General features: G+C 71.5%; 5 protein-coding genes and 1 pseudogene. 1 reads left to right on the top strand and 5 read right to left on the bottom strand.

Annotated features, from left to right (window positions below; genetic code table 11):
• Positions 1–164, bottom strand: a pseudogene (locus tag ABZ641_RS21850) (glycosyltransferase family 1 protein); the annotation flags it as partial.
• A gap of 166 nt (positions 165–330) precedes the next feature.
• On the bottom strand, positions 331–768 hold the full coding sequence (locus ABZ641_RS21845) for an SRPBCC family protein (RefSeq protein WP_344621938.1): 438 nt from the start codon (positions 766–768) through the stop codon (positions 331–333).
• Positions 769–893: 125 nt separating this feature from the next.
• On the opposite strand from ABZ641_RS21845, the gene ABZ641_RS21840 reads away from it, so the two are divergent.
• Positions 894–1787, top strand: coding sequence for a HipA family kinase (locus ABZ641_RS21840; protein WP_344621939.1), 894 nt, complete (start codon positions 894–896; stop codon positions 1785–1787).
• A 106-nt stretch (positions 1788–1893) separates the two neighbouring features.
• Here the strand turns inward: ABZ641_RS21840 and ABZ641_RS21835 are convergent, their stop codons facing one another.
• The 3 genes from ABZ641_RS21835 to ABZ641_RS21825 form a co-directional block, all read right to left on the bottom strand.
• Complete coding sequence (locus ABZ641_RS21835; protein WP_359984107.1) at positions 1894–2247, bottom strand: hypothetical protein; 354 nt, start codon at positions 2245–2247, stop codon at positions 1894–1896.
• A 131-nt stretch (positions 2248–2378) separates the two neighbouring features.
• The gene (locus tag ABZ641_RS21830) at positions 2379–3866 is read right to left on the bottom strand and encodes a S8 family serine peptidase (protein ID WP_344621941.1); all 1488 of its coding nucleotides are present in this window, start codon (positions 3864–3866) and stop codon (positions 2379–2381) included.
• Between the two features lie 208 nt (positions 3867–4074).
• Positions 4075–6787 (bottom strand): glycoside hydrolase family 48 protein (locus tag ABZ641_RS21825; protein ID WP_359984104.1); only part of this gene is annotated, 2713 nt, incomplete at its 5' end.

Genomic DNA, 6787 nt, shown 5'->3' with positions numbered 1-6787 from the left:
GGTCGTCGGTGAAGGCGCGGCCCAGGTAGATCGGCGGCGAGCAGCCCGCCGGGCGGACAGGCCAGCAGCACCCGGTGGCCCGCCGCGCGCTGCCCGCGGACGAGGTCCACCACCACCCGGGCCACCCCGCCGTCGACCGGCTGCGCGGCATGAAGGATCGTCAGATACACGGCCGCGAGCCTAGGTTGGGGCGGCCGCCGGCGGGCCCGGGATCACCCGTCCCGGGGACGGGGCACCACCCGTACGGCGCGGGCCGTCCGCACGGGTGTGCGCAGGGTCGTACGGCCGCTCGACCAACCGGCGGACGGCTGCTCGACGACCGCCCGACGGCTACTCGACCTCGGTGGAGAGCCGGTCGAGGACCGCGCCGTGGATCCGGTTGAGGCCCTTGGGCGCGAAGGTGCGCTCGAAGAAGCCGCCGATGCCGGTCGCACCCTGCCAGGAGGCGTCGACCACGACCTTGGCGCCCTCCCCCGCCGGGGTGACCGTCCAGGTGATCACCATGCTGGAGTTGGCGTCCGTCTCCACCAGGGTCTGCGGCCGCGGCTCGGTCACCGAGAACAGGCAGTCCCGGACCCGCTTCTCGGTGGCCTGCAGCCGCCAGTGCACCTGGGTGCCGGCGCCCGTGCCGCCCGCACGGACCTCGTACTCGCTGTACTGCTCGGGCAGCAGCCGCGGCCGGACGGTGGCGTAGTCGGCGAGCGCCTCATACACCCGCTGCGGGGACGCCTGGTAGACCCGCTCGGTGATGGCCTGGACCTTGCCCATGGGGGCTCTCCTTCACTGGACTTCGCCGCCGCCGCTCGGGGGCGCCGGCCGAACGCGCCCAAGCCAACCACACCGGCCCCGCCGCACCCGCGACTCACCCCGGGGCGCGGGTTAGGCTTGCCGGTGTGCTCGATCAGGTGACCGCCCTCCGCTACCTCGATCCGCTGCGTGCCGGCGGGTCGGTGCCCGGCGTGGTCGAGACGGACGACCTGGGCACCTACGTGGTCAAGTTCACCGGTGCGGCCCAGGGTGCCAAGGCCCTCGTCGCCGAGGTGATCGTGGGCGAGCTGGCCCGCCGGCTGGGGCTGCGGGTGCCGCCGCTCGTCCTGGTCGACTTCGACCCCGCCGTCGCCGCCCACGAACCGGACACCGAGATCCAGGACATCCTGCGATCCAGCGCCGGACTCAACCTCGGCATGGACCTGCTGCCCGGCGCCCGCGACTTCACCCCCGGCGCCCTGCCCGTCGACCCGCTGGAGGCCGGCCGGATCGTCTGGCTGGACGCCCTCACCGGCAACGTCGACCGCACCGTCCACAACCCCAACCTGATGGTCTGGCACCGGCGGCTCTGGCTGATCGACAACGGCGCCGGGCTGATCTTCCATCACCGGTGGTCCGGCGCGGCCGCCTCGGTGCTCAAGCCGTACCCGATGAACGCGCACGCCCTGGGCGCCTTCCGGCCGGCGGTGGCCGCGGCCGACGAGGAGTTCGCACCGCGGGTGACCGAGGAGCTGCTGCGCGAGGTCGTCGGCCTGGTGCCGGAGCCCTGGCTGGCCGACGAACCCGGGTTCGACTCGCCGCAGGCCGTCCGCGACGCGTACGTGGCGCACCTCGCCGAACGGGCCGCGGGGTCCGCCGCCTGGCTGCCGACCGAGTTCGCCTCGCCCGAGGAGCTGCGGGCCGCCGAGGAGCGCCGCGCCGCGGCCACCATGGCCGCCCGCCCCGCCTGGCTCAAGCAGGTCCCCAACCGCCACGGCCTCGCCCAGGTCGAATCCGACTGGACCCGCCACATCGGCTGACGAGGGCGAGCCGCCAGGGCGCGTGGGGCCCTGATCTGCCCTACCCGACCAGAAGCGGTACCCGTCCCCGGACTGCGCAGTTTCCCGGCCCCCTGTTGGCTCACTCCTAATACAAGGGCGGTACCGGCTCTGCGCCGGCGGCGAGGAGGAGGCCTTCGGCGAGGGTGCCGCAGAAGAGGCAGAAGGCCACCAGTGCGGCCCGTTCCAGGGGGTCCAGTCGGCGTACCCGTGGTGTCCACAGCAGCAGTGCCGCCCCGCAGAGGCCGGTCAGCGGGCCGCCGAGCACGAGGAGGCCGGCCCGCAGCCAGTCGCCCGCTCCGGCCGAGGCCGTCCCGCCCACGCCGAAGCAGACGCCGATCGCCAGCAGCACCAGCCCCGGTACCGCGACCACCAGGCTGCCCGCGAGCACCAGCACCGCGCCGGTCCTGCGCCGTCCGTCCGTCCCGACCATCCCGACCACTCCCCCGCTCCTCCGGCCCCCGTACCGAGGGTCGCCGGAAACGGCCCTGCCCCGCCTGAGTACGGATACTCGGGCGGGGCAGGGGAGTTCGTCCGTCGTTCAGCCGGCCGAAGCCCAGGACGTCACCGACGTCACAGGCGCCACCAGTCGGCGGCCTTGTCGGCGTTGACGATGCCCGCGCCGTAGAAGCCGTTGCCGTGGCCGGAGGTCTCGCAGACCGCCTTCCAGGCGCCGTCGCCGCTGGGGTCGAAGGTCGCCGGGCAGGAGTGGTCGTCGGCCTGGTGCTGCAGCATGGCGCGGAGCTCGTCCGGGCCGGCCCACGGGTGGGTGGAGGCGAGCAGCGCGGCCACGCCCGCGGCGTGCGGGGAGGCCATCGAGGTGCCCTGCATGTAGGCGTACTTGTTGCCGCGGACGGTGGAGAGGACCCGGCCGTTCTTGTCGGGGGTGTCCGGCAGCTGGTAGCGGGAGTCGCCGCCGGGGGCCGCGACGGTGGCCTTGCCGAGGCCGTAGCTGGAGTAGAAGGACTTGTCGCCCTTGTCGCCGACGGAGGTGGTCACCACGATGCCGGGCAGTTCGGTCGGCAGCGAGACGCAGTTGTCGTCGATCGGCCGGGGGGCGGGGGTGGTGTCGTCGGGGCTGGTGGTGTCGGTGGTCTTGTGGGCGAGGTCGATGTTCTCGTTGCCGGCGGCGGCGACGCTGAGCACGCCGTTGCGCTGCGAGAAGGCGACGGCCCGCTTGACGGCGGTGACGATCGCGGCCTGGTCGGGGTCGGTCTTGCAGTTGAACAGCCACGGGTCGATGTAGTAGCTGTTGTTGGTCACCTGGAAGTGGTGCTCACCGGCCCACATGAAGCCGCAGATGGCGTACTCGGGGTAGATGAACCCGCCGTCGTCGACGACCTTGACCGCGGCGAGGCGGACGTTCGGCGCGATGCCCTCGATGCCCTTGCCGTTCTTGGCGGCGGCGATGGTGCCGGCCACGTGGGTGCCGTGGTCGCTGGAGGTGGGCTGCCAGGACTGCCAGGAGGTGTCGGCCTTGCCGCCGTTGATGCAGGAGGCGGAGAGCGAGGCGTCGACGTTGGGCGCGAGGTCCTCGTGCGTGGCGTCGATGCCGGAGTCCAGGACGCCGACGACCACCCGGCGGCTGCCGAGGGTCTTCTCGTGGGCCTTGTCGACCCCGATCTTCCGCATGTCCCACTGGTTGGCCCAGAGCGGCTCGGAGCCGTCGGCGGGCGCGGCGGTGGGGACGGCGGCCGGTTCGGCCACCTCGACGTCGTTGCTCTGGACGATCCCGGCGGTGCGGCTGGCACCCACCGAGTCGACGGTCTTCGAGGAACGCAGCTTGGCCGCGAAGTCCTTGTCGGTGGAGCGGGCGACGACCACGCCGATCTGCTCGTAGGAGACGACCACGGTGCCGCCGAGGGCGGCGATCTCCCGCTCGGCCTTCTTCACCTGGCCGTGGTTGGCCTTGGTGTTCACCACGTAGCTGAGCAGTGGGCCGGGCGCGTCCGCGGCGCCGGCCGCGGCGGCGGTTCCCGACGGCAGCGCGATGGCTCCCGCCGTGGCGAGGGCGAGGCCCAGCGCCGCCGTCCTGGTCCGGCGTATCCGAGGAACACTCATAGGGGTTGACCCTCCGGAGTCTCGAAGTGTGCCCCGCTGGTGGCGGTGGCACGTGAGGTGGACCGGACGCTATTGAACGCGCGTGGTGATCCGCAAGACCACGGACACGAAATGCGCACAACAGCGGTGCCCGGCCCGCTGTCAGCCGGGCCGGGCACCTGTCCTGTTCGTCCGTCACGTCACGGTGGGGCGAAACCCCGTGTTGCCGTCAGGAGTTGAAGAGCTCCCCGTAGGTCGCGAGAGCGGTCGCGATGTCCGCCTGCGCCCAGAAGCGGTGGTACGTGAAGGTCGGCGCGGCGCCGCCGTCCAGGTAGGACTGGACCTTGGCGAAGGCCGGGTCGTTCTTGTAGAAGGAACGGATGGAGAGGAAGGTGGACGCCGAGTTGATCGGGTCGCCGTTGGGCATGGTGCCCGTCCAGCCGGACGGGACGGAGACCGAGTCCTTGAACCGGCTGTAGTCCGTGCGGGTCTCCGGGACGGAGATGCCCAGCGCGTCCTGGTTGTTGGCCCACATGCCGTCCAGCAGCTTCTGCGCGGCGGTCTTCGCCGCGGCGTTGCCGGACTTCGCCGCGTAGTAGGACAGCAGCTTGGCGTACGAGCCCGCGACGCCGACGTCACTGGTCTGGTCGACGACGGTCACGTGCAGCGAGGCGTTGCTGCCCGGCGCGCTCGCGTTCCAGGTGTCCGGCTTGCCCGTCCAGGCCAGCGTGGACGGGATCTTGAACGAGCCGTCGCTGTTGAACGTGGTGTTCGCCAGCGCCCAGGTGACCCACTTGTCGAGCACGGCCTTGGCCTTGGTGTCGCCGCTCGCGTAGTAGTACTCGGCGAGCCGCTCCACGCCCCAGGCCTGGAAGCCGAACCACTGGTTGGACGGCGGGTCGTGGTAGACCGGCGCCTCGTCGTAGTACATCCCGTAGAAGGTCGGGGTGCCGGCCGGCGGGGTGGCGTAGGCGCCGTCCCAGCTGTTGGTGGCACCGCCCGCGATGGCGCCCTCGCTGGACTGCAGCCACTGCAGGAACTCCACCTGGCGGCCCAGGCTGGTCGTCCAGTCGGTCTTGCCGGTGGCCGACTTGGGCGCCATGGCGGTGTTGTTCACCAGGGCGTAGGCGGCCATCGGGTTCTGGTAGCCGCCGTGCGCGGCGCTGTCGCCGATGCGCCAGGCCCAGCCGGCGCTGCTGTCGGTGGCGCCGCCCCAGGCGTAGTACCAGGACAGCAGGTAGTGCTCGCTGCTCTTGCCGGAGCCGGCCGCGCAGACGGTCGGGCCGACGCAGTTCCCGATCTTCTTGAAGTACTTGTCGAAGAACGAGTAGCGCAGGTAGTCGCCCATCTTGCCGGCCTTGGCCACGGCGGTCGCGACCTGCGAGCCGTTGCCCTGGGCCTTGGCCCAGGTGTCCGCCCAGTAGGCGGCCTGGATGGCGCGGGCGTCGGCGTCCGGGGCGTCGGTGAACTTCCACTGCTTGGCGTAGGACGCGTCCTTGATGAACAGGTCCAGGTAGCCGTTCTTGCCGCCGTAGGCGAACTTGTCGCAGGTGGGCTGCGGGATCGTCTCCCAGACCGACTCCTGCGGGCCGCGCTGGTAGGTGTTGATGTAGGACGGTCCGGTGTCGGTCGGGCCGGCCTCGCACTTGCCGGGCGAGTTGCCGTAGCCGTACACGTTGTCCACGTCCTGCAGCCAGTGCATGCCGTAGATGTCGTCGGTGCCGTAGGCGGACTTCAGCTCCGCGGCGATCGGGTCGTTGCCCGGGGTCACCGAACTGTCCATCTGCGACGGGTAGTCGCTGGGCAGCGGGTGCTCGGGGGCGTAGGTCGCCGGCTTGCTCGCGTTGTAGAAGCTGTTCGTCGACTGGTCGGCGTGCGTGGGGATCATGTACGTCTCCATGAGCGTCCACGCCGCGTTGAACTTCGACCAGTCCTTCGTCACCCGGCCGTACTGCGCCTCCAGCCACAGCAGGTAGCTGTAGGCCTCGGAGGTGGTCTCGTGGCCCTGGTCCGGCGCCTCGACCAGCAGGGTCTCCACCGAGTGGTAGGGGATGCCCTCGGGCGAGAAGTAGCCGTTCGCCGGCGCCTTGATCTTGTTGTAGAGCTGCAGGAAGCGGTCGTCGTAGACGCCCGTCCCGGCGGCGAGTTCGGTCACCGTGACCACCGAGCTGGTGTAGCCGGTGGCGGTGGAGGTGAAGTTCGCGGAGCCGGTGGAGCCCGCGTCGGCCGCCAGGGTGACGGTCTGCGCGGTGGACCAGTTCGACGGGGTGAAGGTGAGCGTGGCACCGGCGCTGATGGAGAGCCCGGTGTTGCCCGAGGTGCGGGTGGTGGTGACGGTGACGTTGCCGCTGGGCTGCGAGGACAGCTTCAGGGCGAAGGTGCCGGTCTTGCCCTGGGTCACCGACAGGGTGGTGGGCACCGCGGTGATCGACGGGCCGGCGGCGACGGTGATGCCGGCCGGGGTCGACTCGCTGGTCGCACCGAGGCTGTCGTACGCCTTGGCGTAGACGGAGTGGCTGCCGGAGGCGGCACCCGTCCAGCTGAAGGTGTACGGCGCGGTGGTGGCGGTGCCGATCAGCGTGGTGTTGTCGTAGAACTCGACCTTGCCGATGGACGCGCCGTCCGCCGCGGCGGCACTGGCGGCCAGCGGGATCGCCGCGCCGGCGGCGTAGTTCGCGCCCGCCGAGGGGCTGGTGAGCGCGACCGTGGGGGCGGCGTGCGCACCGGTGCAGGCGGTGCCGTTGACCGCGAACGAGGTCGGCGCCGCATTGGTGCCGCTGTACGAGAAGTTGGCACCGGCGGTCACCGACTGTCCGGCGCCGATGCCGGCCGCCCAGGCCGGGTTGCTGACGGTGACGTTCTTGCCGGACTGCGACCAGGTGCCGTTCCAGCCGGTGCCGGAGAGCGTCTGGTTGCCGGTGTACGCGTACGTCAGCGTCCAG

It is taken from the genome of Kitasatospora sp. NPDC007106 (assembly GCF_040634455.1).
Classification (GTDB): Bacteria; Actinomycetota; Actinomycetes; order Streptomycetales; family Streptomycetaceae; genus Kitasatospora; species Kitasatospora arboriphila.
This window is presented reverse-complemented; position numbering and strand designations above follow the sequence as displayed.

Bases quoted from the DNA above. Each gene is read 5' to 3' on its own strand.
- ABZ641_RS21845 (WP_344621938.1), bottom strand. From the start codon at position 768: ATGGGCAAGGTCCAGGCCATCACCGAGCGGGTCTACCAGGCGTCCCCG.
- ABZ641_RS21830 (WP_344621941.1), bottom strand. From the start codon at position 3,866: ATGAGTGTTCCTCGGATACGCCGGACCAGGACGGCGGCGCTGGGCCTC.